Origin of the sequence: Streptomyces sp. NPDC048436 (genome assembly GCF_043200355.1) — a bacterium.
In the GTDB taxonomy this organism is placed as follows: Bacteria; Actinomycetota; Actinomycetes; order Streptomycetales; family Streptomycetaceae; genus Streptomyces.
In genome coordinates, this window is the sequence record NZ_JBICXP010000017.1 from 33,376 (window position 1) to 59,089 (window position 25,714).

At 70.3% G+C, this 25,714-nt stretch carries 29 protein-coding genes; 13 read left to right on the plus strand and 16 right to left on the minus strand.

Annotated features, from left to right (window positions below; all coding sequences use genetic code 11):
- Window positions 1-65: 65 nt before the first annotated feature.
- The 7 genes from ACGFX9_RS36410 to mshD form a co-directional block, all read right to left on the minus strand.
- Complete coding sequence (locus tag ACGFX9_RS36410) at window positions 66-488, minus strand: NUDIX hydrolase (RefSeq protein WP_393483521.1); 423 nt, start codon at window positions 486-488, stop codon at window positions 66-68.
- On the minus strand, window positions 485-1,522 hold the full coding sequence (locus ACGFX9_RS36415) for a CHAD domain-containing protein (protein WP_393483524.1): 1,038 nt from the start codon (window positions 1,520-1,522) through the stop codon (window positions 485-487). The genes ACGFX9_RS36410 and ACGFX9_RS36415 overlap by 4 nt, the downstream gene beginning before the upstream one ends.
- Window positions 1,503-3,854, minus strand: coding sequence for an RNA degradosome polyphosphate kinase (locus ACGFX9_RS36420; protein WP_393483526.1), 2,352 nt, complete (start codon window positions 3,852-3,854; stop codon window positions 1,503-1,505). Before ACGFX9_RS36420 ends, ACGFX9_RS36415 begins: the two co-directional genes overlap by 20 nt.
- Before the next feature lie 119 nt (window positions 3,855-3,973).
- Complete coding sequence (locus ACGFX9_RS36425) at window positions 3,974-4,942, minus strand: ABC transporter permease (RefSeq protein ID WP_393483529.1); 969 nt, start codon at window positions 4,940-4,942, stop codon at window positions 3,974-3,976.
- Complete coding sequence (locus ACGFX9_RS36430; RefSeq protein WP_393483532.1) at window positions 4,939-5,838, minus strand: ABC transporter ATP-binding protein; 900 nt, start codon at window positions 5,836-5,838, stop codon at window positions 4,939-4,941. Before ACGFX9_RS36430 ends, ACGFX9_RS36425 begins: the two co-directional genes overlap by 4 nt.
- A complete protein-coding gene (locus tag ACGFX9_RS36435) occupies window positions 5,835-6,260 on the minus strand; it encodes a GntR family transcriptional regulator (RefSeq protein WP_393483535.1) in 426 nt (141 codons plus the stop codon). Before ACGFX9_RS36435 ends, ACGFX9_RS36430 begins: the two co-directional genes overlap by 4 nt.
- A 145-nt stretch (window positions 6,261-6,405) precedes the next feature.
- On the minus strand, window positions 6,406-7,347 hold the full coding sequence (gene mshD / locus ACGFX9_RS36440) for a mycothiol synthase (protein WP_393483538.1): 942 nt from the start codon (window positions 7,345-7,347) through the stop codon (window positions 6,406-6,408).
- A 241-nt stretch (window positions 7,348-7,588) separates the two neighbouring features.
- Between mshD and ACGFX9_RS36445 the strand changes: the two genes are divergently transcribed.
- Window positions 7,589-9,427 (plus strand): bifunctional metallophosphatase/5'-nucleotidase, encoded by a 1,839-nt coding sequence (locus ACGFX9_RS36445; protein ID WP_393483541.1) that lies wholly within the window; start codon window positions 7,589-7,591, stop codon window positions 9,425-9,427.
- A gap of 97 nt (window positions 9,428-9,524) precedes the next feature.
- Complete coding sequence (locus tag ACGFX9_RS36450) at window positions 9,525-10,805, plus strand: DUF2993 domain-containing protein (protein WP_393483544.1); 1,281 nt, start codon at window positions 9,525-9,527, stop codon at window positions 10,803-10,805.
- A gap of 28 nt (window positions 10,806-10,833) precedes the next feature.
- On the opposite strand, the gene ACGFX9_RS36455 is transcribed toward ACGFX9_RS36450, so the two are convergent.
- From ACGFX9_RS36455 to ACGFX9_RS36480, 6 genes are all read right to left on the minus strand, one after another.
- Window positions 10,834-12,219 carry an ATP-binding protein gene (locus ACGFX9_RS36455; protein WP_393483547.1) on the minus strand — a complete coding sequence of 462 codons (1,386 nt, stop codon included), beginning with the start codon at window positions 12,217-12,219 and terminating at the stop codon, window positions 10,834-10,836.
- Between the two features lie 26 nt (window positions 12,220-12,245).
- Entirely contained in the window at window positions 12,246-12,980 is a 735-nt protein-coding gene (locus tag ACGFX9_RS36460; RefSeq protein ID WP_393483550.1) for a response regulator transcription factor, read from the minus strand.
- 54 nt (window positions 12,981-13,034) lie between these two features.
- A complete protein-coding gene (locus ACGFX9_RS36465; RefSeq protein ID WP_393483553.1) occupies window positions 13,035-13,259 on the minus strand; it encodes a hypothetical protein in 225 nt (74 codons plus the stop codon).
- A 35-nt stretch (window positions 13,260-13,294) separates the two neighbouring features.
- Window positions 13,295-14,320: a S1C family serine protease gene (locus tag ACGFX9_RS36470; RefSeq protein WP_393483556.1), complete on the minus strand. Its 1,026-nt coding sequence runs from the start codon at window positions 14,318-14,320 to the stop codon at window positions 13,295-13,297.
- A gap of 100 nt (window positions 14,321-14,420) precedes the next feature.
- Window positions 14,421-15,443 (minus strand): LacI family DNA-binding transcriptional regulator, encoded by a 1,023-nt coding sequence (locus ACGFX9_RS36475; RefSeq protein WP_393483559.1) that lies wholly within the window; start codon window positions 15,441-15,443, stop codon window positions 14,421-14,423.
- A 23-nt stretch (window positions 15,444-15,466) separates the two neighbouring features.
- Window positions 15,467-16,303, minus strand: a complete 837-nt coding sequence (locus tag ACGFX9_RS36480) for a winged-helix domain-containing protein (protein WP_393483562.1) — start codon at window positions 16,301-16,303, stop codon at window positions 15,467-15,469.
- A 235-nt stretch (window positions 16,304-16,538) separates the two neighbouring features.
- Here ACGFX9_RS36480 and ACGFX9_RS36485 point away from each other — a divergent pair, with 235 nt between their 5' ends.
- The 7 genes from ACGFX9_RS36485 (at window position 16,539) to ACGFX9_RS36515 (ending at window position 21,366) form a co-directional block, all read left to right on the plus strand.
- Window positions 16,539-17,438 carry an alpha/beta hydrolase gene (locus ACGFX9_RS36485; RefSeq protein ID WP_393483566.1) on the plus strand — a complete coding sequence of 300 codons (900 nt, stop codon included), beginning with the start codon at window positions 16,539-16,541 and terminating at the stop codon, window positions 17,436-17,438.
- Window positions 17,432-17,686, plus strand: coding sequence for a MoaD/ThiS family protein (locus ACGFX9_RS36490; RefSeq protein WP_393483569.1), 255 nt, complete (start codon window positions 17,432-17,434; stop codon window positions 17,684-17,686). The genes ACGFX9_RS36485 and ACGFX9_RS36490 overlap by 7 nt, the downstream gene beginning before the upstream one ends.
- Window positions 17,687-17,694: 8 nt before the next feature.
- Window positions 17,695-18,867, plus strand: a complete 1,173-nt coding sequence (locus ACGFX9_RS36495; protein ID WP_393483572.1) for a hypothetical protein — start codon at window positions 17,695-17,697, stop codon at window positions 18,865-18,867.
- Window positions 18,868-18,995: 128 nt separating this feature from the next.
- Entirely contained in the window at window positions 18,996-19,745 is a 750-nt protein-coding gene (locus tag ACGFX9_RS36500) for a DUF2993 domain-containing protein (protein WP_393483574.1), read from the plus strand.
- A 203-nt stretch (window positions 19,746-19,948) separates the two neighbouring features.
- Window positions 19,949-20,029 (plus strand): putative leader peptide, encoded by an 81-nt coding sequence (locus ACGFX9_RS36505; protein ID WP_351007875.1) that lies wholly within the window; start codon window positions 19,949-19,951, stop codon window positions 20,027-20,029.
- Window positions 20,030-20,193: 164 nt separating this feature from the next.
- Window positions 20,194-21,039, plus strand: coding sequence for a sulfurtransferase (locus tag ACGFX9_RS36510; RefSeq protein WP_393483577.1), 846 nt, complete (start codon window positions 20,194-20,196; stop codon window positions 21,037-21,039).
- 39 nt (window positions 21,040-21,078) lie between these two features.
- The gene (locus ACGFX9_RS36515; protein ID WP_160505842.1) at window positions 21,079-21,366 is read left to right on the plus strand and encodes a DUF1416 domain-containing protein; all 288 of its coding nucleotides are present in this window, start codon (window positions 21,079-21,081) and stop codon (window positions 21,364-21,366) included.
- A gap of 91 nt (window positions 21,367-21,457) precedes the next feature.
- Here ACGFX9_RS36515 and ACGFX9_RS36520 read toward each other — a convergent pair whose 3' ends face one another.
- Both ACGFX9_RS36520 and ACGFX9_RS36525 read right to left on the minus strand, forming a co-directional pair.
- On the minus strand, window positions 21,458-21,715 hold the full coding sequence (locus ACGFX9_RS36520) for a DUF3099 domain-containing protein (RefSeq protein ID WP_393483580.1): 258 nt from the start codon (window positions 21,713-21,715) through the stop codon (window positions 21,458-21,460).
- A gap of 24 nt (window positions 21,716-21,739) precedes the next feature.
- On the minus strand, window positions 21,740-22,102 hold the full coding sequence (locus ACGFX9_RS36525) for a DsrE family protein (RefSeq protein ID WP_361467277.1): 363 nt from the start codon (window positions 22,100-22,102) through the stop codon (window positions 21,740-21,742).
- A gap of 284 nt (window positions 22,103-22,386) precedes the next feature.
- Here ACGFX9_RS36525 and ACGFX9_RS36530 point away from each other — a divergent pair, with 284 nt between their 5' ends.
- Genes ACGFX9_RS36530 through ACGFX9_RS36540 form a run of 3 tightly spaced genes read left to right on the plus strand, consistent with a single transcriptional unit; the run spans window position 22,387 to window position 24,398 of the window.
- Window positions 22,387-22,959, plus strand: coding sequence for an FABP family protein (locus tag ACGFX9_RS36530; RefSeq protein ID WP_393483583.1), 573 nt, complete (start codon window positions 22,387-22,389; stop codon window positions 22,957-22,959).
- A 16-nt stretch (window positions 22,960-22,975) separates the two neighbouring features.
- The gene (locus ACGFX9_RS36535; protein WP_393483586.1) at window positions 22,976-23,398 is read left to right on the plus strand and encodes a Fur family transcriptional regulator; all 423 of its coding nucleotides are present in this window, start codon (window positions 22,976-22,978) and stop codon (window positions 23,396-23,398) included.
- A gap of 34 nt (window positions 23,399-23,432) precedes the next feature.
- The gene (locus ACGFX9_RS36540) at window positions 23,433-24,398 is read left to right on the plus strand and encodes a YgfZ/GcvT domain-containing protein (RefSeq protein WP_393483589.1); all 966 of its coding nucleotides are present in this window, start codon (window positions 23,433-23,435) and stop codon (window positions 24,396-24,398) included.
- A gap of 12 nt (window positions 24,399-24,410) precedes the next feature.
- On the opposite strand, the gene dtd is transcribed toward ACGFX9_RS36540, so the two are convergent.
- A complete protein-coding gene (gene dtd, locus ACGFX9_RS36545) occupies window positions 24,411-24,848 on the minus strand; it encodes a D-aminoacyl-tRNA deacylase (protein ID WP_393483592.1) in 438 nt (145 codons plus the stop codon).
- Between the two features lie 187 nt (window positions 24,849-25,035).
- On the opposite strand from dtd, the gene ACGFX9_RS36550 reads away from it, so the two are divergent.
- The gene (locus ACGFX9_RS36550; RefSeq protein ID WP_393483595.1) at window positions 25,036-25,656 is read left to right on the plus strand and encodes a hypothetical protein; all 621 of its coding nucleotides are present in this window, start codon (window positions 25,036-25,038) and stop codon (window positions 25,654-25,656) included.
- Window positions 25,657-25,714: the final 58 nt, after the last annotated feature.

The window sequence follows — 25,714 nt, forward strand, 5'->3', positions numbered from 1 at the left end:
GAACGGGGGGTGAACCTCGGCGGTCGGCCTGGTTAGGCGATGTGCTACGGAACGTAGCGGATCGATTACGCCGGGTTGAGGACGCTGAGCAGGGCGTCGACGAGGTGCTGGTCGCGGGGCTGCGTGAGGCGGTTGCGCGCCGCCGTCGGGGCGAGCCAGATGATGCGGTCCACTTCGCTGTTGGGCTCGAAGTGGCCCTCCGTCGCCTCCGCCGCCCAGTAACTGACCTCTTTGGGGCGGCCCTGGGCCACATAGCGGACCGTGGGGAGGCGGGCGCCAGGGGTGCAGCGGTGGCCGGTTTCCTCCTCCACCTCGCGCAAGGCGCCGTCGAGGGGGGTCTCGGCTCGCTTCAGCTTGCCTTTGGGGTGCGACCAGTCGTCGTACTTCGGCCTGTGGACCAGGCAGATCTCCAGCTCCCCGTCGTGCGGCGAGTGACGCCACAGGACGCAGCCCGCTGCCAGGACGGTGGGGCCGGGGGCGCGCGTCACGGGGTGCCCACCACCTCGTGCAGCCAGGCCTGGTGGAATTCGAAGCGGGCCGCCTCCACCTCGTGGCGCTGATCGGCGTGCAGGACGCCCAGGGCGTAGGCGGTCGCCGGGGCGATGCGGGGGGTGCGGGCGGCCGAGGCCGCGGCCGTCGCCGCTTCGGCGGCCTCCCGGTGGCGGTCCAGGGCGAGGGTCGCGTCCGTCAGGCGGGGGTCTTCGCCAGGGCCCGCGGTGAGCACCTCCTGGGCGTACCTGTGCAGCCGCAGCAGGGCGCGCGTCTTCAGCCAGGGGGCGTCCTGGGCCTCGGGGGCCGCGTCCGCCCCGAGGCCGTGGGCCAGGGCCTCCGCGTTGTAGGGGTGGCCCGCCTGGCCGAGGGGGAGGGCGGTGACGGCTTCGGCGAGGTTTTCCTCGGCCCGGGCGGCCAGCGGTTTCAGGTCCTCCGCCGCTCGGGTCAGTGGGACCTCGCTGGCCAGTACCGCCACGCTGTCGGCCACCGCATGGAAGCGGGAGGAGCCGAAGGCTTGGAGGGCGCCCGAGTGAGCCCTGGTCCGCGCCAGGGTCAGCTGGCGCTCCAGCAACGCTGCTGCCTTGGCCGCACCCACCGTCAGGCCGGTCGGCGCCCCGCCTTGGGGTACGGGCTGGCCGTTTCGCCGTGCGGTACGACTGCCCGCCGCGGCGATGGCGGGCGCCGGCACCCCCGGCGCCCCCGACAAGCGGTGCAGGGCGTCCAGGAGGCGCTCCAGGCGGGCCCCGTACGCGTGCTCCCGTGCCAACGTGCCCGACAGCCACGCCAGTTCGGGGCGCAGTCCCGCCGCCCACTCCTGCTCCAGGAGCGGGCGGAACGTGTGCAGGGTGCCGCCGATGCGGCGGGCCGCGCGGCGCAGGGCGCGGGCCGCCTGAAGGGACTCCTCCGCGCCCTGCGCGTCCGTCGTCGACTCGCGGTGCAGCCGCAGCGAGCGCAGGAACTCCGTGGCCTGCCCCCGCAGGTAGGCCGCCAGGACGTCGCCCGCCGTCGTCTCAAGGTTTTGCTGTGCCACGCCGGCGCCTCCGGGCGTCTATGAGCATCTCCTGTACGTTCCGCAGGGGCTGGCCCTCCGGGTCAAGGGCGTGCCGGGTCCAGTTGCCGTCCGCGCCCAGGTGCCAGGAGGCTGTGGTGTCCGACATGCCGGTCTCCAGGAGCCGGTTGAGCGCTGCCCGGTGTGCCGGGTCGGTGACCCTGACCAGCGCCTCGATACGTCGGTCGAGGTTGCGGTGCATCATGTCGGCGCTGCCGATCCACACCTCGGGCTCGCCCGCGTTGGCGAAGGCGAAGACACGGGAGTGCTCCAGGAAGCGGCCGAGCACGGAGCGGACCCGGATCGTCTCCGAGAGCCCCACGACCCCGGGCCGCACCGCGCAGATCCCGCGCACCCACACGTCCACCGGCACACCCGCCTGCGATGCGCGGTAGAGGGAGTCCACGATGGCCTCGTCGACCATCGAGTTGACCTTGATGCGTACGTAGGCGGGGCGGCCCGCGCGGTGGTGCTGGATCTCCTTCTCGATGCGGGAGACCAGACCGTCGCGCAGGGACTTCGGTGCCACGAGCAGCCGGCGGTAGGTCTCGCGCCGCGAGTAGCCGGAGAGCCGGTTGAAGAGGTCGGAGAGGTCCGCGCCCACCTCACGCTTGGCGGTGAGCAGCCCCAGGTCCTCGTAGAGGCGGGCCGTCTTGGGGTGGTAGTTGCCCGTACCCACGTGCGAGTAGCGGACCAGCGTCTCGCCCTCCTGACGGACGACGAGCGACAGCTTGCAGTGGGTCTTCAGACCGACCAGGCCATAGACGACATGGCAGCCGGCCTCCTCCAGCTTCCGCGCCCACTTGATGTTCGCCTGCTCGTCGAAGCGCGCCTTGATCTCGACCAGGACGAGCACCTGCTTGCCCGACTCGGCGGCGTCGATCAGCGCGTCGACTATGGGGGAGTCGCCGGACGTCCGGTACAGCGTCTGCTTGATGGCAAGCACGTCCGGGTCGGCGGCGGCCTGCTCCAGGAAGGCCTGCACGGACGTGGAGAACGAGTCGTACGGGTGATGCAGGAGTACGTCGCGTTCGCGAAGGGCGGCGAAGATGTCGGGCGCCGAAGCGGACTCCACCTCGGCGAGGTCGCGGTGCGTGCCCGCGATGAACTTCGGGTACTTCAGCTCGGGCCGGTCGAGGGCCGAGATGCCGAAGAGCCCGGTCAGGTCGAGCGGGCCCGGCAGCGGATAGACCTCGGCCTCGCTGATCTTCAGCTCGCGTACGAGGAGGTCAAGGACGTTCCGGTCGATGGACTCCTCGACCTCAAGGCGCACCGGCGGCCCGAAGCGGCGCCGCATGAGCTCCTTCTCCAGGGCCTGGAGGAGGTTCTCGGCATCGTCCTCCTCCACCTCCAGGTCCTCGTTCCGGGTGAGCCGGAACATGTGGTGCTCCTGGATCTCCATGCCCGGGAACAGCTCCGCGAGGTGCGCGGGAGCGGCGATGACGTCCTCGATGGGGACGTACCGCTGCGGGGAGGCCTCAAGGAAGCGGGAGAGGAGCGGCGGGACCTTCACGCGCGCAAAGTGAGTGTGCCCCGACACCGGGTTGCGTACGACCACGGCGAGGTTGAGCGAGAGCCCCGAGATGTACGGGAAGGGGTGCGCCGGGTCGACCGCGAGGGGGGTCAGGACGGGGAAGATCTGCTGCCGGAAGAGCGTGAAGAGGCGGGACTGCTCCTTCTCGGTCAGCTCGTTCCAGCGGACCAGGTGGATGCCCTCGTCGGCGAGGCCGGGGGCGACGTCTTCCTGGTAGCAGGCGGCGTGGCGGGCCATGAGTTCGCGGGAACGGTTCCAGATCAGTTCCAGGACCTCGCGGGGCTGGAGCCCTGAGGCCGAACGGGTGGCGACGCCGGTCGCGATGCGCCGCTTGAGTCCTGCCACGCGGACCATGAAGAACTCGTCGAGGTTCGAGGCGAAGATCGCCAGGAAATTAGCCCGTTCGAGGAGTGGCGTATTCGGATCCTCGGCGAGTTCGAGCACCCGCTCGTTGAAGGCGAGCCAGCTGCGCTCCCGGTCCAGGAAACGGCCCTGCGGAAGCTCCTGGCCGTCGTGCCCTATCTGGCCGTCCTCGTCGTACGCGTCGAGATCGGCGTCGATGTCGGGGTCGAGATCCGATACGGCGGCGGACAGCGTGTGGGGGCGGTGCGCGGCGATGGAGCCGACGGAGGGCTGGGCGTGCTGGACCTGTCCTTGCGTGCTGGGCTGGCTCATGGACCCATTCTTCCGCGCGGGGACACCGATAGGCGCGTCGGAGAGTGCCGGGGTGAGGCGAAGCTTCCCGTTCATGGGGGGAGGGTCGGGCACGGCGGGCTGCATTGAGTGAGGGTCGCAAGCTTGTCTGAATCACTGGTTACGGCGACATGACGTGCGGGACATGTGCGGGAGGCCCCCGGGCGTTTGCACGGCCGGGGGCTGCCCCTTCGGGGGGTGGTCCGTCAGGGCGTAAGGCGCTTGAGTACGCGGAACGCGGCGTAGGCGGCTGCTGCGGTGAGGGCGAGGACGATGCCGGTCTCGATCAACTGGACGTACCAGAAGTGGGAATGGGGGTGGAAGTCGATGGACCAGCCGACGACCTTGGTGTCGGTGGGACAGGACGAGACGATCGGCTTGAAATGGCACTGGCTCCCGTAGAACCGCTCCCCGGCGGCGTTGTGCACCCACCAGTCCGTCTCGAAACTGTCCCGGGGGAGGGCGCCGACGCCGCCCGCGTCGCCGTAGCCCGACCCCGCCCCGGAGATCGTGCGCGTCGGGAAGAGATCCCACCGCACGCTGCCCATGAAGAACAGCACGAGGCCGGTGACAAGGCCTCCGGTGACCAGGGCGATCAGGGCGCGGCGCACAAGGAGGCCGACGAGTGCGCCGACCACGACGGCGAAGAGGCAGTAAGCGATGAGCACCGGGCCGATGGACTCGTAGACGCCGCGGTCGGCCCAGCCCAGATTCCAGGTGGCTCCGGAGCCGGACCGGGCGATCCAGAAGAACGTCATCAGCGCGAGCCCACCGGCCACGCTCACCACGGCGAACACCGTCAGCTTCGACATCAGCCAGCGCGTCGGCGACACCGACTGGGTCCAGGCGACCTTGTGGACCCCCGATTCCAGCTCGCGGGCGATGACGGGACCGGCGACGAAGGCGCCGATCAGGACGGGAACCAGGAGCATTCCCTGGGAGTAGTCCTTGACGAACTCGTACAGCAGGTCCCGGGCGCTGGTGAAGCCGAGGAAGGTGTCGCAGGAGCCGTTGGAGGTGCAGGAGCCGGTGGGCTCGGGGTAGGCGTGGGTCGCCCAGCGGAGATAGGCCGTCACCACGGCTGTGAGGACGACGAGGCCGAGCCCCGCCCACAGCGCGGGACGGTGCAGCCGGACGTCCACCCAGCGGGGGCCACGAAGCAGAGGAGAACTCATGCCGTCACCTCGCGCTCGGCCGGCGCCGCGCTCGGCGTCAGCAATACGGGAGCTTCCGGCGAGCGGAGATGGGCCAGCAACAGTTCCTCCAGGGACGGTTCTTCGACCTCCCAGCCGTCGCCGACCGGGCCGTCCGGCCGGATCAGCGCGGTCAGGCCGCGCCCGGTGGCGCGGGATTCGACGACGGTGTGCGGGGCGAGCTCCTCGACGGGGCGGCGCCCGGTGACCAGGGCGTGCGCGCCGACGATGTCGTCGATGCCGCCGCCGAGCCGCACCCGGCCACCGGAGACCAGCAGCAAGTGATCGCAGGCGTCGGCCAGTTCGCCGACGATGTGCGAGGACATCACCACGGTGGTCCCGTGCTCGGCGGCCTCGGCCATCAGCGTCCCCATGAGCTGATGCCGGGCGAGGGGGTCGAGGTCGGCCATCGGCTCGTCCAGGAGCAGCAGCCCGGCCCGCTTGCCGAGGGCGAGGGCGAGCGCGATCCGGGTGCGCTGACCCCCGGAGAGGGTGCGGACGCGGGCCTTCGGGTCCAACCCCCCTTCCCGTACGACGCGTTCGGCGAGGGCGCCGTCCCATCGCCCGGGGTTCAGCTCGGCGCCGAGCCGCAGGGTGTCCTCGATGCTGAGCTGCGGATAGAGCGGCTTGTCCTGGGCGACGTACGCGATGTGCTCACGGGCGGCGGCCGGGTCGGTGCCGAGCACGGTGAGCGTGCCCTCGGTGGGCCGCAGCAGCCCGGCCGCGAGGGCGAGCAGCGTCGACTTGCCCGCGCCGTTGGGCCCGACGACCGCGCAGATCCTCCCGGCGGGCAGCCGGAAGGAACAGTCGCGCAGGGCGTGGCCGTGCCGCCCGAAACTCTTGGCGAGCGCGGCCGCCTCGATGGCGGTGTCGGTCATGCGGGGTCCCCCTTGGTCACGTGCTCTGGCTGCTCTGCGTGCTCTGACTGCGCAAACTGCTCTTCGAGTACGGCGCTGAACAGCGCCGCTACGTCGTCCCTCTCCAGACCGGAGTCGCGGGCACGGGCCGCCCACCGGCTCAGCTCGCCCCGCAGCGGGGAGTCGGCGGGCGTCGAGCCCAGCGACTTCCGTACGAAGGTGCCGAGTCCGCGGCGGGCCTCCACCAGGCCCTCGCGCTCCAGCTCCCGGTAGGCCTTCAGGACCGTGTTCGGGTTGATGGCCGTCGCCTCGACGACCTCGCGGGCCGTGGGCAGCTTGTCGCCCGGTTCCAATAGGCCCAGGCGCAGGGCCTGTTGGGTCTGCTGGACGATCTGGAGGTAGGTGGCGACGCCGCTGCGCCGGTCGATGCGGAACTCGACCATGCCCTTGCACCACCCTTTCACTAATTGAGTAGTGAAAGGGTGGTGCAAGGGAGTGCGTTCCGTCAAGGGGTACAAAGGAAGGGCGCGGTGTTCCCCCCCGGGGAACACCGCGCCCTTCCTCCTGTTGCCGCGCCGCTCAAAAGGCTTATGACTCCGTGCGGTACATCAGATCCGTCTCGTGCGTGATGAACCCGAGCCGCTCGTAGACGCTCACCGCGGCCTTGTTGTCCGCGTCCACGTACAGCATCGCGGTCGGCAGGCCCGCCGCCGCGAGGTGGTTCAGGCCGATGGTGGTCAGCGCCTTGCCGAGGCCGCCACCCTGGGCGCCGGAGCGCACCCCGAGGACGTACACCTCGCCCAGGTGCTCCTCGGCGTGCGTCTTGGTCCAGTGGAAGCCGACGAGTTGGCCGTCCCTCTCCGCGAGGAAGAAGCCCGCCGGGTCGAACCACGGCTCGGCCTTGCGGTCGTCCAGGTCGCGCTGGGTGAGCGAGCCCTGCTCGGGGTGGTGGGCGAAGGCGTCGGCGTTCACCGCGAGCCAGGCCGCGTCGTCCTGGCCCGGCACGAAGGTGCGTACGGTGACGCCTTCGGGCAGGACCGGTTCGGGCAGGTTCAGGCCCGCCAACGGCCGCCGCATCTGCCGCAGTTCGCGGAAGAGGGTGAGCCCAAGGACCTGCGCCAGATGCCGGGCCGCCGAGTGTCCGCCGTGCGCCCAGATCCGCAGCCGCCGGCCGGACTCGGCGAGCAGCGCGGTGCCCAGCGCGCGGCCGTGCCCGTGGCCGCGGCGCGCGGGGTGCACGACGAGTTCGGCGGCGGGCGCCTCGATGGGGTCGGTGTCCTCAAGCTGCGCGTACCCGGTGAGCTCGCCGCCGGTGCTGAGCTCACCGCCGGTGCTGAGCAGCAGATGCCGCACCCCGGCCCGCTCGCCGCCCCGCAGTTGCAGCCGCCCCTGCTCGGACACGGCCTGCTGGCCGTCCGACCGGGCCGCTTCCGTGAGGAGTCCGAGCACGGCGTCGGCCTGGGCGGAGGTGAGGGCGGCGACCGTGTCGATCTGCCGCAGAGGGGCGGGAGGCTGCTGCTCGTCAGTCATGGTGTCGAGGGTACGGCGGCGACCGGTCGGACAGCAGGTCACGGGATGTACCGGTCGCCACTCCCGCGCCCCCGCCGCTCTCCCCGTACCCCGACATGCTTGTCCGAAGTGTCCGTAACGCCCCCGACGGCAACCAGCCCGTAACCCGCAACCCCCTGTCGCGCTACGCGCGTTGACTCTAGGCTGCGCACCGAGTGTCACAGCTCAGCAGCCGTCTCTTATACCTCTCCCAGGGGGACACGTGTCAGCCACTTCTCAGCCACGGCGGCCCAGACGCCGCGCCGCCCGTGTGCTCGCCGCAGCGGCCGGTCTTGCCACGATCGGGGCGCTGGCCGCCGCGCTGCCCGCGAACGCAGGGCAGGACGATGCCGACCGTGCGGGCGCGGGCGGCAAGAAGCGCACTGTCGACGTGCAGCTGCTGTCCTTCAACGACTTCCACGGCAATCTCCAGCCGCCCGCGGGCTCCTCGGGCCAGGTGACGGAGAAGCAGCCCGACGGGACCGAGAAGAAGATCGACGCGGGCGGTGCCGAGTACCTCGCCACGTCTCTTCGTACGGCCCGTAAGGGAAAGCCCTACAGCGTCACGGCCGCCGCCGGTGACCTCATCGGCGCGAGCCCGCTCCTCTCCGGTCTCTTCCACGACGAGCCGACGGTCGAGGCGATGAACAAGCTCGGCCTCGACGTCACCAGCGTCGGCAACCACGAGTTCGACGAGGGGGCCAAGGAGCTGGCCCGCATGCAGAACGGCGGCTGTCACCCCAAGGACGGCTGCTTCGAGAAGGGCAAGAAGTTCCAGGGGGCCGACTACCCCTACCTCGCGGCGAACGTGACCGACGAGAAGACGGGCAAGCCGATCCTCAAGCCCTACTGGGTGTGGAAGCACAAGGGCGTCAAGGTCGGCTTCATCGGCGTGACCCTTGAGGGCACCCCCGACATCGTCTCGGCCGACGGCGTCAAGGGGCTCAAGTTCCACGACGAGATCGAGACGGTCAACAAGTACGCCAAGGAGCTCGACAAGCAGGGCGTGAAGTCGATCGTCACGCTCATCCACGAGGGCGGCTCGCCCGCGAGCCAGGCGTACAACTACGACTGCGACTCCCCGGGCGCGGGCGACGGCATATCCGGCCCGATCACCACCATCGCCAAGGGCATCACACCCAAGGTCGACGCCCTGGTCACCGGCCACACGCATGCCGCGTACGTCTGCACCATCCCGGACCCGGCGGGCAAGCCCCGCATGGTCACGTCAGCGTCCTCCTTCGGGAAGCTCTACACCGACACGACGCTCACGTACGACCGCAAGACCAAGGACATCGTCCGTACGTCGGTGAAGTCGTCGCAGTCGGTGAAGTCGGCGAACCACGTCGTCAGCCGGGAGCAGGCCAAGGCCCCCGACATGACCTCCCTCATCGCGCGCTGGGACAAGCTGGCCGCGCCGGTCGCCAACCAGCCCGTCGGGTACATCTCCGGCGACATCCCGGGCCGGGGCGCCACCACCCCCGAGGAGCCGCTCGGCGACCTGATCGCGGACGCGCAGCTCGCGCACGGCAAGTCGCTCGACCCGGAGACGGACCTGGCCCTGATGAACCCGGGCGGCATCCGCTCCGACCTCGTCTTCAAGGCGAGCGGGAGCGAGGGTGACGGCGTCGTCACGTACGGCGAGGGCTTCACCGTGCAGCCGTTCAGCAACACGGTCAATCTCGTGGACCTCACCGGCGCGCAGCTCGTCACCGGCCTCAAGCAGCAGGTGAGCGGGTCGAACACGGCATCGCCGAAGATCCTGCAGATCTCGGACGGCCTGACGTACACGCTCGACATGACCAAGGCCGGCGCCGACCGTGTCGTCACCGACTCGATCAAGCTGGGCGGCAAGGCGATCGATCCGAACGCCACGTACCGTGTGGCCATGAACTCCTTCCTCGCGGGCGGCGGCGACGGCTTCGCCGAGCTGGGCAAGGGTGCGAAGCCGCTGGTCGGCAGCGACGACCTGAAGGCGTTCAACGACTACCTGACGGCCAACTCCTCGGCGGACAAGCCGATCGCGCCGCCGAAGGCGGACCGGATCACCGTCGTGAAGTGAATGACGCGTTAACTCGCGCGCTCAGTAAGCGGCCGAAATCGGTGGTTACTGGACGTAAGGCTTGGGGTGGGGTGTGAACGTATGGTGAAATCAACTGATGCGTTCCCCCCACCGCATAGCCACGCTTCCGCCCGATCACAACCAGGCCTATCCGTCTGATGGTTGGCACGCCGAATCGGTTCCGACCACTCCGCTCAATCCGTACGACGAGCTCGGCGCCCTCGCCCCGAACCCGCTGGAGGACTTCCTCCACGAGGCGGACGACGAGAAGAGCGAAGCCGACGCTCCCTGGGAGCCGCCGAACCACCGCCGTGGTGGGCGCGGCGGCCGCGGCCGCAGCCGCCGCCGCAACCGGTTCGCCGGGCTCCCGCTCGCCGGGAAGGCCGTCGTCGCCCTCCTGGTCGTCACCGCCTTCCTCGCGCTCGGTGACCGCTGGGCCCTGCTCTACGCCGAGCACGAGGCCGCGGAGAAGCTCAAGGACTCCATGCACCTGAGCGCCGCGCCCGAGGTCGAGATCGAGGGCTTCCCCTTCCTCACCCAGGTCCTCGACAAGCGCGTGGACAAGGTCAAGGTCACCGTCCCCGACGTCGCGGCCGACCGGATCTCGCTCGCCCAGGTCTCCGCCACCGGCACGGACGTGAAGATCACCGGCGACGGGCCCACCGACATCAAGGGCGCCCTCATCGGTGAGATGCACGGCGAGGTGCTGCTCTCCTTCGACGACCTGAACCGTGAACTGGGCGCCTCCCAGGTCACGTTCACCGGCCACGGCCGCGACCAGGTGCTCGCCCGCGGCACGCTGCCCGTCGCGGGCCACGACCTGAAGCTGCGCGCCGACGCCCGCATCGAGCGCAACGGCGAGCGGGGCATCTCCACCGACATCGGCAGGATGAGCCTGCAGATCGGCGACCTCGCGACCTACCGTCCCGGCACCCGCGAGTCCGAGGGCCTGCACCTCAGCAAGGCCTCCACGGACCGCCTGGCCAAGGAGACGGCCAAGGCGAAGGCGCTGCTCTCCGTCCCGTCGATCGTCGATCGCCTCGACGTACCGGACTCGGTGGTCAGCGGCGCCCTCAAGAGCGACACCAAGCTGAACGAGCTCGTCGGCTCCCCGCGCTTCGTGAACGACGTGATGGGCCTCAACCTCATCGACGTCGCGATGGGCCACCCCGAGCTCCTGAAGAAGCTGGGCCTGGACCCGGCCCTCCTCAAGGGCCTCGCCCAGCTCACCCGCCCCGTACTCGCCGACCGCCTCACCCTGGCCTTCCAGCTGCCGAAGCTGCCGGGCGAGGGGAACGTGTGGCTGCGGGACGTGAGCGTGCGGAAGGACGGGATCAGGGTGCTGCTGAGCGGCACGGGTCTCGGGATCGGCAAGTAGGGACTGCGGGGGCTACGGGGCTACGGGGCTATACGGACGGGGGCGGGGTCGGTGCCCCCGGCAGGCGCACCGACGCCACGGTCCCGCCGCCCTCGGCGGGCTGAAGCGCCACTTCGCCGCCCGACTGGCGCACGGTGCGGGCCACGATGGACAGGCCGAGGCCCGATCCCGGCAGGCTGCGGGCCGAGGGGGAGCGCCAGAAGCGGTCGAAGACGTGCGGGAGTTCATCGGTGGGGATGCCGGGGCCGTGATCGCGTACGGTGAGCGCGCCGTCCCGCAGCGCGACCTCGACGGTGGAGCCGGGGGGCCCGAACTTCACCGCGTTGTCCAGGATGTTCACGATGGCCCGCTCAAGGGCCGCGGGCTCGGCGCGGACGTACCAGGGGGCCAGGTCAGCGGCGAAGGTCAGCTCGGGTCCGCGCAGGCGCGCGCGCTCCAGAGCGGCGTCCACGACGTCATGCAGGGCGATGACCTGCACCTTTCCGCTGCCCTGCCCGTTGTCGGTACGCGAAAGCTCCTGCAAGTCGCCGATCAGCGAGGCGAGTTCGGTCATCTGCGCGGTGACGGATGCGAGCAGGGCCTTGCGGTCGTCCGGGGGGATGGCCCGGCCTGTCTCCTCGCTGCGGGCGAGGAGCTCGATGTTCGTACGGAGCGAGGTGAGGGGGGTGCGCAGCTCGTGACCCGCGTCGGCGATGAGCTGCTGCTGGAGGTCGCGGGATGAGGCGAGGGAGGCGGTCATGGAGTTGAAGGAGCGCGAGAGGCGGGCGATCTCGTCGTCGCCTTCGGCGGGGATGCGCAGGTCCAGGTCCTCGGTGCGGGCCACGTGTTCCACGGCCGCGGTGAGCTCGTCGACCGGGCGCAGGCCCGTACGGGCGACCCAGAGGCCGGCCGCTCCCGCTCCGATGACACCGATTCCGGCGACGACGGCCAGGACCAGGACGAGGTTGTCGAGGGTGTCGTCGACCTCACTGAGGGGGCGGGCGACGGTGACGGCCAGGCCTTGCGGTCCGTCCAACGGGTAGGTGAGGACCCGGTACTTGGCGCCGTTCGACGCGATCGCGGTGTGGTAGACCTCGGCGGAGTCGCGCTTGGCGACCGCGGTGTCCGCGTCCGTGACCTTGATGGACTGGGTGCCGACGATGACACAGTGGCCGCCGTGCTGGTCGACGACCTGGATCGTCTGCCTGTACAGATCCGGGTCGTCGTTGTCCTGGATGACCGAGCGCTGGCAGTTGCCGTTCAGGTCGATCCGGCTGACCACATCGGGGGTACGGACCCGGTTGGTGCTCAGCGCGTCGTCCAGCGAGTTCACCAGTGCGTTGCGCACCACGAACCAGCACGCCACCGCCGCGGCCGCCACCGCGACCGCCACCGCGACGGCCACCAGCATCGCCAGGCGGGACCGGAGCGGCATCGACCGGTACCGGCGGGAGAGCCGGTTCACTCGCCGCCCCCGGCACCGGGCCGCAGCACATACCCCACACCCCGCACCGTATGAACGAGCCGCGGCTCGCCCCCCGCCTCCGTCTTGCGGCGCAGGTACATCACGTACACGTCCAGGGAGTTGGAGGACGGCTCGAAGTCGAAGCCCCAGACCGCCTTCAGGATCTGTTCCCGCGTAAGGACCTGCCGGGGGTGGGCGAGGAACATCTCCAGGAGCGTGAATTCCGTGCGGGTCAGCTCCACTGTGCGCGCACCGCGAGTGACCTCGCGCGTCGCGAGGTCCATCCGCAGGTCGGCGAAGGCGAGGGTGTCGCCCTCCTCGGCCTGGCCCGCGGCAGCGGCGTACGAACTGCGGCGCAGCAGGGCGCGGATGCGGGCGAAGAGCTCGTCCAGTTCGAACGGCTTGACCAGGTAGTCGTCGGCGCCCGCGTCGAGCCCCGTGACCCGGTCGCCGACGGTGTCACGCGCGGTGAGCATCAGGATGGGCGTCATGGAGCCGGTCGCGCGCAGCCGGCGCGCGGCGGTGAGGCCGTCCATGCGGGGCATCTGGATGTCGAGTACGACCAGGTCGGGACTGTAGGCCGCCGCCTTCTCCAGCGCGTCGGCGCCGTCCACGGCGACCTCCGTGCCGTACCCCTCGAAGGCGAGACTGCGCCGCAGCGCCTCCCGCACGGCGGGCTCGTCGTCGACGATCAGGATGCGCTGCTGCTGCTCGCCTTCGGCGGGGCTCATCGGCGTGTGACTTCCTCGGGTGGGGGTGCGGCTGCGGGTCGGACGGGGCCGGTATCAGCCTCGCACGCGCGCGCGGGGCTTGCGGCGCGCGGCGGGTCGGGAGGACACCTGGCCGGTGGTGGCTACCTCCGCGGCGCGTACCGCGGTGGCCCCGTGCAGTTCGCGGGCGACGGTGAGCGGGAGGCCGAGCCCCGCCGGATCGGTGTCCGGCTGCCCCCAGCCGATGCTGACGGCGAGGGCGTGCCGGGCGCGGTTGACGGTGATGAGCGGTCCGGGCATGGGGGCCTCCAAAGGCGTACGAAGGGCGGGAGCGGTCAGGTGGTGGAGCCGCCCCGCAGCGTGTCGAGGTCGGCCTTGACGGTGTTGACCGGGATGGCGAAGCCGAGGCCGACGCTTCCGGATGCCGACTCCGTGCCGCTCTGCGACGAACTGGGCGAGTACATCGCGGAGTTGATGCCGATGATGTTGCCGTTCATGTCGATGAGGGCGCCGCCGGAGTTGCCGGGGTTGAGCGAGGCGTCGGTCTGCAGTGCCTTGTACGTGGTCTTCGATGATCCGGTGTCGCCGTTGAACTGCTCGCCGCCGTACTCGAAGGGCCAGTTGCCGCCGCCCTGCTGTCGCTGCTGATCCTGGTCCTCGTCCGTCGATACGGTGACGTCCCGGTCGAGGGCGGAGATGATGCCGCTGGTGACGGTGCCGCTCAGGCCCTCGGGGGAGCCGATCGCCACGACGTCGTCACCGATCTTGACGTTGTCGGAGTCGCCGAGGCTCGCGGCCTTCAGCCCGGACGCGTTCTCCAGCTTGATCAGCGCCAGGTCCTTCTTGCTGTCGGTGCCGACGACCTTGGCGGTGTACGTCTTGCCGCTGTTCGTCTTCACCTTGACCGAGGAGGCGCCGGAGACCACGTGGTTGTTGGTGATGATCTCGCCGTCGGACGTGACGATCACGCCGGAGCCGGTGGCCGAACCCGCGCTCGACGTCGCGCTGATCTCGACGATGCTGGGGCTGACCGCCTCGGCGACCCCGGCGACGGTGCCCTTCTGGCTGGTGGGCACGACGTTCGTGTTGGTGGCGCTGCTCGACGTGCCGTCCTTGCCGGTCAGCTCCTGGAAGGCGTACGCGGTGCCGCCGCCGACGGCCGCTGCCGCGATGGCGACGGCGGCGAGGAGGGCGAGCGGGCCCCTGGCGCGGCGCCGCGTGGGCTTCGGGGGCTCTCCCGGTGCTCCCGGTGCGAAAGCGGGCGGGGGCGGGTACGCGCCCTGCATACCGCCATCGTGAACAGGCGCTGACGACTGCTGCTGCTGGGGGTACTCGCCGCTGTGGCGGAAGGTCTCGGTCATGACTCCGAGCCTGAACGGCGTTCATGAGAGCTACCTGAGGGCGTGCTGAGAAGCCCGACAGAAGTGCGTATGCCCCTTATAAAGCCGCCTGGGCGGTGGCTCAGGCGCAGCCGCAGGACTGGCGGACCACGAGACGTGACGGGAACAGCTTCAGCCGCTCCCGGCGCGACCCGGCGACCCGGAGCCCGTCGTCCAGGACGAGGTCGACCGCCGCCCGCGCCATGGCGGGCCGGTCGGACGCCACGGTCGTCAGCGGCGGATCCGTCAGGCCCGCCTCCTTGACGTCGTCGAAGCCGGCGACGGCAAGCTGGCCCGGCACGTCGATCCGGAGCTCACGCGCCGCCCGCAGGATGCCGATCGCCTGGTCGTCGGTGGAGCAGAAGATGGCCGTCGGCCGATCCGGCCGGGCAAGGAGTTCCAGCGCCATCAGATAGGCGTCGTACCGGTTGTACGGGGCTTCGAAGAGCCGCCCCTCGACCGATCGTCCCGCCTCCTGCATGGCGCGGCGCCATCCCTCGACGTGGTCGGAGACGGGGTCGCCGACGGTCGGGGTCTCGGCGGTGCCGCCGACGCACGCCACGTACTCATGGCCGTGTTCGAGGAGATGCCGGGTGGCGAGCTGCGCGCCGCCCAGGTCGTCCGTGACGACGGCGACGTCGTCGATCGCCTCGGGCCGCTCGTGAAGGAGCACGACCCGCGCGTCCCACGCGTCGATCTCGGCCGCGGCCGAGTCCGTCAGACCGTGGCTGACGAGGATGAGGCCGGAGACCCGCATGCCGAGGAAGGCCCGCAGATAGTGGGCCTCGCGCTCGTCCACGTAGTCCGTGTTGCCGACGAGCACCATTTTTCCGCGTTCGGACGCGGCCTGTTCCACGGCGTGCGTCATCTCCGCGAAGAACGGCTGGCGCGCGTCCGGAACGATCATGCCTATGAGGTCGGTCCGCCGCGACGCCATGGCCTGGGCGACCCGGTCGGGCCGGTACCCCAGCTCTTTGATCGCGGCGAGAACACGCTCGCGCGTGGCCGGGGCAACCGGCCTAGGTCCGTTGTTGATGACATAGCTGACGACGGCGGTGGAAGTACCCGCCAGCCGCGCCACGTCATCCCTAGTCACCTTGGCCACGCGCGGAGTCTACGCGGATGGAACTACCGCTGGGCAGGTCGTACGGCAGCTTCCTTCGGTACTTCCCTCGCGGCGTCCCCCGGCTCGGACGCGGCGGGTGCCTCGTCGCGCTTCGGGATCTCCCTGTGCCCGCCATCGGCCGGCGGCGTCGCCGCCTTCGCCTTGGCCTCGTCGGCCGCCCGGTCGACCTTCTCCGGGGTGACGAAGCGATAGCCGACATTCCGGACGGTGCCGATCAGCGACTCGTGCTCGACGCCGAGCTTCGCGCGAAGGCGCCGTACGTGGACGTCGACCGTGCGCGTGCCGCCGAAGTAGTCGTAGCCCCAGACCTCCTGGAGCAGCTGGGCGCGCGTGAAGACGCGGCCCGGGTGCTGCGCGAGGTACTTGAGCAGCTCGAACTCCTTGAAGGTCAGGTCCAGGACCCGGCCCTTGAGCTTCGCGCTGTACGTCGCCTCGTCCACGGACAGGTCGCCGTTGCGGATCTCCATGGGGGAGTCGTCGGCGACGATCTGCTGGCGGCCCATCGCGAGCCGCAGCCGCGCCTCGACCTCGGCCGGACCCGCGGTGTCGAGGAGTACGTCGTCGATGCCCCAGTCGGCGGTGACGGCCGCGAGGCCGCCCTCCGTGACGACGAGGACCAGCGGACAGCCGGGTCCGGTGGAGCGGAGAAGCTGGCAGAGGCTGCGGACCTGCGGGAGGTCACGCCTGCCGTCGATCAGGATGACGTCGGCACCGGGGGTGTCGACGAGGGCCGGGCCTTCGGCGGGGGCCACCCGCACGTTGTGCAGCAGCAGGCCGAGAGCGGGAAGCACCTCCGTCGACGGCTGAAGGGCATTCGTGAGGAGCAGCAGAGAACTCATCGCCGCCCACCTGCCTGGGTCGTCCTACGGTTGTGCACGTTTCGCTCGCCCATAACGTCGGTTCCTCCTCGGTCCCTGCGAGGACGTTTACGGCACTGCTTCGTACTGATTACTGCCGTGGTTCCGGGGGCCCGCGCCCTGGGCCCCTGCGCGCTGTCGTGGACAACGCGTCTGAAAGCACGAAAGGACCCGGGGGCTTCGCTGCCCGGATCCTCTGCCAAGGAGAATAGCTCACATGAGTTCCGGTCCGGCAGGTCAAGTCGCACGATCTTCTGTGCGGCCGATCACTCGCGTTCAACAGCGTGCAACGCTCCGTACACGGGACGGTGTCCAGATTGACGCTGCGTACGAGCCCGGTCCCGACCCGGACACGGACCTCGCGATCGTGCTCGCGCACGGCTTCACCGGAGATCTGGACCGGCCACACGTGCGGCGGGCCGCCGTTGTCTTCGCCCAGTCCGCGGCCGTGATCACCTTCTCCTTCCGGGGCCACGGCGCGTCCGGCGGGCTCTCCACGGTCGGCGACCGCGAGGTGCTCGATCTGGCGGCTGCGGTGGAGTGGGCCCGGTCCCTGGGCCACGCCCGCGTGGTGACCGTGGGTTTCTCGATGGGCGGCTCCGTGGTGCTCCGGCACGCGGCGGCGGCCGGTACCGCGCATGGGGGGCGCACGGAAGCGCGCGTTGACGCGGTGGTCGCGGTGAGCGCTCCGGCGCGTTGGTTCTACCGGGGGACGGCGCCGATGCGGAGGCTGCACTGGGTGGTGACGCGGCCGGTGGGGCGGGTGGTGGGCCGCCTCGGCCTGCGCACGCGCATCCACCCGCACGAGTGGGACCCGGTCCCGCTGTCGCCGGTGGAGTCCGTGCCGCTGATCGCGCCGACGCCGCTGCTGATCGTGCACGGCGACCGGGACCCCTACTTCCCCGTCGATCACCCCCGGATGCTGGTCGCCGCGGCCCGTGGCGGGGCCGAGCTGTGGCTGGAGCCGGGGATGGGGCACGCGGAGAACGCGGCTTCGGAGGCGCTGCTCGGTCGGATCGCCGGGTGGGCCACGGCATCATGGACGTCGGCGACCGCCGAAGGATCGGCAACCGCCGACGGATCGGCGACCGCCGAGGGAGAGGAGCTGCCATGGTGAACGGCACCATTCGTTACTGGGCCGCGGCCAAAGCAGCCGCGGGCGTCGCGGAAGAGCCGTACGCCGCGTCGACGCTCGCCGAGGCGCTGGACGCGGCACGCGAGCGACACCCCGGTGAGCTGGTCCGTGTACTGCGGCGATGCTCGTTCCTCATCGACGGCGATCCCGTGGGTACCCGTGGGCATGAGACGGTACGGCTGGCCGAGGGCGGCACGGTCGAGGTGCTCCCGCCGTTCGCAGGAGGGTGAGCAGCGATATGAGCGATCAGCGGTATGAGGGGCACGACGGGTACGGGGACTATGACCCGTACCGTCAGGAATATCCCCCTGAGCAGCAGCAGCCCTACCCCCCTGAGCAGTACGCCCAGCAGCAGTACCCGCCGTACGCCGGGCAGCAGGACGCGTACACCCAGCAGTGGGAGGGGCAGACCTGGGACACGCAGATCCAGCCCTCACCTGCGGTGGACGTGACGGACACGGCGTATCTGCCCCCGCAGGCGTACGGCCGGCCACTGCCCCCGGCGTACGACATGCCGCCCGCTCAACCCGAACCCGGCAGCTCCGGTCGCCATGCCCAGCCGTCCCGCCCTGCGGAACGCCTGCCCATGGCTGAGGCGGCGGAGCCTGAACCCGCCGAGAGCTACGGCCCCGCCACCACCACCGGTAACCCCCGCGTCACCGACGCCCAGCGTGCCCGCGCCGAAGGGCGGTCGCCGATCATAGAGCCGGGGATTCAGCCCGCCGCGTTGACCGCGGTGCTCGGGCTGTTGCTTGCCGGGACGGCGGCCATCGGGCAGTACGCCCTGCTCGTGCCGCTCATCCTGTTGCAGGCCGTCACCGCCGCCGGGTGGTTCCGGCTCAACGGGATGTGGCCCGCCCGGCAGGGCATCGCGCTCGCCTTCATGGGCGGGGTCGTCGCCGACATCGCGCTGCTCGCCACCGGCAAGGAGAACGCGCCCGCCGCGATCCTGGGCACCCTGGGCGTGTGGGTGCTGCTGGTCCTCGTGCTTCAGCTGCGCAGCCGCGCCTCCGCCGACGAGCGGATGTACGGGCTGATGGCGACCGTCGCCTCCGCCGCGCTCGCGATCATCGCGACCGGACACCTCGCGGCATCACAGGACGCCGTGACGGTGGGCGGCATCGCCGTCGCCGTCGCCGTGATCGCCCGCGCGCTGCCGCTGCCCACGGCGGCTTCCGTGGTGGTCGCGCTGTTCGCCGCCGCCGGTGCGGGTATCGCAGTCGGCGGTACGACGGACTTCGGGAGCAAGGGCGCGCTGCTCGGCCTCGGCGTGGGTGTCTGCGCGCTGATCGGCCACCGGGTCGCCAGCTACGACTACCCGTCCCGCTTCGTGCACATGACGGCGGGTGTCGCCCTGCCGCTGGCCGCCGCGGCCCCGGCCGTCTACGTGCTCGGTCGTGCCATCGGCTGACGGCACGTTCAGGCTGATCGTCACAGCTGATCGACAGGTCCCCGGCCGGGCTCTCCCGCCGGGGACCTGTCCTTTAGGCTCGCGGCAACGACAGCCAAACGGGGGTACAAGGTGGGGGAACACCGGACATGAAGCGCTCCGTACGAATACTTCTGATCGTCGTCGTGATCCTGGGCGGCCTCTTCGTGGCCGCCGACCGCTTCGCGGTGGGCTTCGCGGAGGACGAGGCGGCGGAGAAGCTGCGTACAAGCGAGGGGCTCAGTGAGACGCCCGACGTCTCCATCAAGGGCTTCCCGTTCCTGACCCAGGTCGTCGGCGGCACGCTCGACGACGTCGAGATCGGCATCGAGAACTACGACGCCACCTCCGGCTCCGACAAGATCCGCATCGCCGACCTGGACGCCCGGATGCAGGGCGTCGAGTTCTCCGGCGACTACAGCTCCGCCACCGCCGACAAGGCCACCGGCACCGCCCGGATCTCGTACGACGAGCTGCTCAAGGAGGCCCAGGGCGAGCCGGTCGAGCTGCCGCTCGGCGCCACCGGCAAGGTGGTCGGCCTCTCCGACGGGGGCGACGGCAAGGTCAAGGTCGAGGTCGAGGTGAGCAAGGGCGGCACGAAGCTGCCGAAGCCGGTGCACGTGCTGAGCTCGGTCCGGGTCGAGGGCGATACGATCAAGGTGAACGCCGACGAGATCCCGAAGAAGTTCGAGGTCATGGGCGTCTCGATCCCGCTCCCCGAGGGTCTGGTCCGCGATGTCACGGACTTCGAGGAGAAGGTCAGCGGGCTGCCGGGGGGCATCAAGATCGACGAGGTGAAGGCGGCGCAGGACGGCGTGGACGTCTCGGTCAAGGGCAAGAACGTGAGGCTCGCGGGCTGACGCGGGGGCCGGGCCGCGCGCAGCGGCCGGTCCGTAGTACGAGACGAAGCCGTCCGTGCGGTGGATGGGAGAGGGGCGAACGCGCCCTCCCGCTGCCGCGCGGGCGGCTTCCTTCTTCAACCAATCCCACATCGTGGACGATCGCGTCTCACCATCCGACACCCCGGTGACACGGCCACCCTTGCGTCCTTACGATCGGACGCATGCAGCGACAGGCGGACCTCACGAAGCGGCGGGCAGTAGACCTGTGCCGCGTCGCCGCCATGCTCTGTCGCACCTTCTGAGCGGGAGCTCCGACTTCCGCGTCCCCCAGGCCCGTTGACACCGTCAGGGCCACCCCGTGCCGCGTACATCGCGATTCGACGCACCCGCGCCATCACACCCCGTACCCGGCACCCCCTCGCACAGCACCGCAGCCCCGCCGCAACTGCCCCGGAGGAGAAGAAGTATGAGCCGCAGCGACGTCCTGGTAGACGCCGACTGGGTCGAGGCCCACATCGACGACCCGAAGGTTGTCATCGTCGAGGTCGACGAAGACACCTCCGCGTACGACAAGAACCACATCAAGAACGCGATCCGGATCGACTGGACCGACGACCTCCAGGACCCGGTCCGCCGTGACTTCGTCGACCAGGAGGGCTTCGAGAAGCTCCTGTCCGGCAAGGGCATCGCGAACGACTCGACCGTCGTCCTCTACGGCGGCAACAACAACTGGTTCGCGTCCTACGCCTTCTGGTACTTCAAGCTCTACGGCCACCAGGACGTGAAGCTCCTCGACGGCGGCCGCAAGAAGTGGGAGCTCGACTCCCGCGACCTGGTCGACGGCGACCAGGTGCCGCAGCGCGCGGCCACCTCGTACAAGGCCAAGCCCCAGGACACCTCGATCCGCGCCTTCCGTGACGACGTCGTCGCCGCGATCGGCGCGCAGAACCTGGTCGACGTCCGTTCGCCCGACGAGTTCAGCGGCAAGCTGCTCGCCCCGGCGCACCTTCCGCAGGAGCAGTCGCAGCGTCCGGGCCACGTCCCGTCCGCGCGCAACATCCCGTGGTCGAAGAACGCCAAGGACGACGGCACCTTCAAGTCGGACGACGAGCTCAAGGAGCTCTACGCCGACGAGCAGGTCGACCTGGCCAAGGACACCATCGCGTACTGCCGCATCGGTGAGCGCTCGGCGCTCACCTGGTTCGTGCTGCACGAGCTGCTCGGCGTCGAGAACGTCAAGAACTACGACGGCTCGTGGACCGAGTACGGCTCCCTCGTCGGCGTGCCGATCGAGCTCGGCGCCAACAAGTAACCCTCCCGAACCCCCGCAGCAGCAGTTAGGACGAACGACATGTGTGGAGCCAAGGCCGGCGGACCCGACGCCTCGACGATCAAGCCCGGCGAGACCACCATCCAGGGCCAGGTGACCCGCGACGGCGAGCCCGTCAGCGGCTACGTGCGCCTGCTCGACTCGACCGGCGAGTTCACCGCCGAGGTCCCGACATCGGCCACCGGCCAGTTCCGCTTCTACGCGGCCGAGGGCACCTGGACGCTGCGCGCCCTGATCCCGGGCGGCACCGCCGACCGTACGGTCGTGGCGCAGACGGGGGGCCTCGCGGAGGTCGCCATCGCTGTGTGACGGCAGCGGATCACTGACGGCTCGAGGGCCGCACCCCAGGGGGTTGGACGCCACCGGCACGGGGTGCGGTCCTTTGGCTACCGCCGACGCTCTACCGCCGACGCTTGCCGTCCAGTTCGTCCCACCACTCGTCGGACTTCGAGTCTCCCGAGGGGTCGTCCCACCAGCGGTCCTCAGGGCCCCGGCGGTTCGCCACGATGGCGGCCAGTGGCGGGATCACCATCGCCACGACGCACATCCCGACGGCGACGGGCATGGACCAGAGCCGCACGACGCCCCACGCCAGGACGAAAAGGGTGATGCACGTCCCCATCATGGCGAAGTACACACGGCGGCGTCGCGCGAACATAAATCCAGCGTACGACCGGGCAGCTCAGTAGACGAGTGCCTGCGTGCCGTCCGTCATCGCCTCCTGCACGAATACCTGCGCCCCCGCGATCCGCACCCCCTCGATCACGTCCTTCTCGGTGATCTCGCGGCGCGCCGCGCACTGCGTGCAGAGCGTGATCTGTCCCGCGGCCACGATCGAGTCGATCAGATCCGGCAGCGGAGCCGCGTGCGGCAGTTCGAACTCCGCCGCACGGCCCGGCAGCGCGAACCACGCCGACTCGCCGGTCAGCCAGAGCGAGACCTCCACTCCGCTGGCCACGGCCACGGCCGCCACCGTGAACGCCTGCGAGCAGCGCTCGGGGGCGTCGGCCCCCGCGGTCACCTTGATCACGAGCTTCTTCGCCATGGCGGCATCGTATGGCCACGCACATGACCACGCGCACGACCACCCGTAAGGCCACCTCGCAGAGAGGGGCGGGGCACGCACGACTAGAGTGGGACCGGCTCTGATACCTGCCCCAATAGCTCACCGAGGAGCACCCCGTGCTTGAGGCCTTCTTCTCCGCCCTGCTGGTTCTGGTCTGCGTCGGCGTTCTCGCCTTCGCCGGCCTCTCCGTGAAGAAGCTGTACCAGGGTCAGCGCTGAACCCCGTACGCCCCGTACGCCACCTAGAGATCGCCTGAGCATCCCATGATCGAGATTCCGTCCGACCTGCACCCCGACCTCGTGCCCCTCGTCTGGCTCCTCGGCAACTGGGCCGGCGCGGGCGTCACCGACTTCCCCGGCGCCGAGAAGGCGAATTTCGGCCAGGAAGTGTCCTTCTCCCATGACGGGCGGGACTTCATCGAGTACCACTCGCACACGTGGGTGCTCGACGCCGACGGCAACAAGGTCAAGCCCCTGGAGTCCGAGTCGGGCTTCTGGCGCATCGACAAGGACCGCAAGGTCGAGACCGTGATGGTGCGCGACGACGGCGTCGTCGAGGTCTGGTACGGCGAGCTCGCCGACCAGAAGCCGCAGATCGACCTGGTCACGGACGCGGTCGCCCGTACGGCGGCCTCCGGCCCCTACACCGGCGGCAAGCGCCTGTACGGGTACGTGAAGGGCGACCTGATGTGGGTCGGCGAGAAGCAGACCCCCGAGGTGCCGCTGCGGCCGTACATGTCGGCGCAGCTGAAGAAGGTCGTCACGCCCGAGGACGTCGCCGAGATGGCCCGAGGCCTGGGCGACCTGCCGGACGACGGCATCGCCTTCTTCAAGTAGGCCTACACTCCGAGGTGTGGTGAGCACCGACTGGAAAAGCGACCTGCGACAGCGCGGATACCGGCTGACGCCGCAGCGCCAGCTTGTCCTCGAAGCCGTCGACACCCTTGAGCACGCGACCCCCGACGACATCCTCTGCGAAGTGCGGAAGACGGCGTCGGGGGTCAACATTTCCACGGTCTACCGGACCCTTGAGCTCCTGGAGGAGCTGGGCCTGGTCAGCCACGCGCACCTGGGGCACGGGGCGCCGACGTACCACCTCGCGGACCGCCACCACCACATCCACCTGGTGTGCCGGGACTGCACGAACGTCATCGAGGCGGATGTCTCGGTGGCCGCCGAGTTCACCGCGAAGCTGCGGGACACGTTCGGCTTCGACACCGACCTGAAGCACTTCGCGATCTTCGGGCGCTGCGAGAACTGCTCCGGCAAGGAATAAGCGCGCCTGCCCGCGGGTCGTAGTGTGGGTGAACATGAAGAGCCCCCTCCTGTCCCTGCCCGGCGCCGTCCCCGCCGAGGGCGTGGACGAAGGCGTCGCCGCCCACTACGGCGATCTGTTCCCCGAGCAGCGCGCCCTCGCCGACGGCAACGGCTTCGTCGACCTCTCGCACCGCGGCGTCGTCACCGTCTCCGGCCCCGACCGGCTGAGCTGGCTGCATCTGCTGCTCACCCAGCACGTGACCGAGCTGCCCGTCGGACAGGCCACCGAGGCGCTGATCCTCTCCGCGAACGGCCACATCGAGCACGCCCTCTATCTCGTCGACGACGGTGAGACGGTGTGGGCGCACGTCGAGCCCGGCACGCAGGAGGCGCTCGTCGCGTATCTGGAGAGCATGAAGTTCTTCAACCGCGTCGAAGTCGCCGACCGCACCGACGAGTTCGCGGTCGTCCATCTCCCGGCCGGTTCGATCGCGCCGGTCCCCGAGGACGTCGTCGTACGCGAGACGGCGCACGGACGTGACCTGTTCCTGCCGCGCATCTCCCTTGAGTCGTACGCCGCCGAGAACGGCCCGGCGATCGGCATCCTCGCCTACGAGGCCTTGCGCGTGGAGGCGCACCGGCCGCGGCTCGGCTTCGAGACGGACCACCGCACGATCCCGCACGAGCTGGGCTGGATCGGCACGGCGGTGCATCTGCAGAAGGGCTGCTACCGCGGTCAGGAGACGGTCGCCCGCGTCCAGAACCTGGGCAAACCGCCGCGCCGCCTGGTCTTCCTCCACCTGGACGGCAGCGAGGTCCACCTGCCGGCGGCGGGCACGGAGCTGCGGCTCGCATCGGAGGGCGAGGAGGGCCGGAAGCTGGGCTTCATCACGACGGCCGCGCGCCACCACGAGCTGGGTCCGATCGCGCTGGCCCTGATCAAGCGGAACGTACCGCTGGACGCGGGGCTGCTCGCGGGCGGCACGGCGGCGGCCCAGGAGGTCGTGGTCGAGCCGTAGCGCGGCCCGGGCTCACATCTCCAGAAGCACCGTGAACGGGCCGTCATTCGTGAGCGAGACCCGCATCTGTGCGCCGAAGCGGCCGCAGGCCACCGTCGCGCCAAGGGAGCGCAGTTGGGCGACGACCTCGTCGACCAGGGGCTCGGCGACATCGCCGGGCGCCGCCGCGTTCCAGGTGGGCCTGCGGCCCTTCCTCGCGTCGCCGTACAGCGTGAACTGGCTGATGACCAGCAGCGGCGCGTCGATGTCCGAGCAGGACTTCTCGTCCGTCAGCATCCGAACGGACCAGAGTTTGCGGGCCAGTTGGGCCGCCTTCTCCTTGGTGTCCTCGTGGGTGACCCCCACCAGGACGCACAGTCCCTCGCCGCTGATCTCGCCGACCGTCTCGGGCCCGTTCTCGCCCTCGACGACGACGCTCGCTCCGTCCACCCTCTGCACCACAGCACGCATACGGCTCATCATGCCGTGCTCCGCATGGCCGCGATGCGCCGGATGCGCCCGGTTGCGCCGCCCGTGAGGATGCCCTGATCCCCCCATCTGGGGCTGATTGGGGGCACTCGCTCACATAGCGGCCACCAGGGGTGGCACCATGCACTCACGCGGTGTACCGCGCCGGTCGAGGGGACGGTAGAGCCACATGAGCACACCAAGTACGGGGCAGCCGCCCGGACCTGTGTCGCTGACCCGCATGAGCGTCGCGCGACGTACGAACGTTCCGCGGCCGCCCATGCAGCGCACGGCCGGGTCGTCGCTGCCCGGGCAGCCCGCGCACGACCTGGCCACGCTGCTCCTGCGGGAGCTGCGTGAGCTGCGCAGGGACGCCCAGCAGAACGAGGCGGACCTGAGCTATCTGCGGCGCCTCCTACAGGGGCGGATCGACATCCTGCGGGCCGAGGTCGCGCGCCGCAAGGACCCGTCGGCGCCGGACCCGGAGGGGACGGTCGTGGACCGGCTCTCGAAGATCCTCATGGACGCCCCGGCCCGGCACCGCTCGTCGGCCCGGCACGTGACACTCGGCACGCCGCACAGCACGGAGTACGGCCTCCTGGCCACGGAGATGCTCGCCGAGGTGGAGCTCTCCGACCTGGACGCCCGTACGGACGACGAGCTGCACACGGCCATGGGCCGCCTCGTCCGCTACGAACAGCAGGTTTCCCGCCGCCGCCAGCAGCTGCAGCGTACGGCGGACGATTGCAGCGCGGAGATCGCCCGCAGGTACCGTGAAGGTGAAGCACAAGTAGACGACCTGCTCGCGTGACCCGGTGATCCCGGCGTCCGCGGGCGGCCCTCACGCCACCTGAGCCCGGAAGGCCGAA